General features: G+C 74.2%; 1 protein-coding gene. It reads left to right on the forward strand.

Going from position 1 to position 546, the window contains the following annotated elements:
• Positions 1–546 (forward strand): response regulator (locus GTP55_RS29245; RefSeq protein WP_161048261.1); only part of this gene is annotated, 546 nt, incomplete at both ends.

Below are 546 nucleotides of genomic sequence, written 5' to 3' on the forward strand. Positions count from 1 at the left end.
AGGTGGCCGGCCGCGTGCTGGTGGTCGAGGATGGCGCCGACAACCGCCTGCTGGTGCGCGCCCTGCTCGAACGCATGGGCGCCGAGGTGTTGTGCGCGGCCGACGGCGCCGAGGGCGTTGCGGCGGCGCTGGCGCAGGCGCCCGACCTGGTGCTGATGGACATCCAGATGCCGGTGCTCGATGGCGTCAGCGCCACCCGCCAGCTGCGCGCCGCCGCCTATCGCGGGCCGGTGGTGGCGCTGACCGCCAACGTGCTGGCCGAGGACCATGCGCGCTACCGCGCCGCCGGCTTTGACGACTGTCTGGCCAAGCCGATCGAGCGCGCCCGCTTTCAGCAGGTGGTGGCGCGCTACCTGCCGGCTGCCGATGCCGTGCTGAGCTTTGCCGACCTGCCGGAATTTGCGCCGCTGGTGCGCGCCTTCAAGGCCGGGCTCGGCGCGCGGGTGGCGCAGGCGACGGCGGCGCTGGCGCGCGCCGACCTCCATGCGGCGCAGCTGGAGGCGCATGCGATCAAGGGCTCGGCGGCCAGCTTCGGCTGCCCCGATA

This window comes from Duganella margarita (assembly GCF_009857535.1).
Classification (GTDB): domain Bacteria; phylum Pseudomonadota; class Gammaproteobacteria; order Burkholderiales; family Burkholderiaceae_D; genus Rugamonas; species Rugamonas margarita.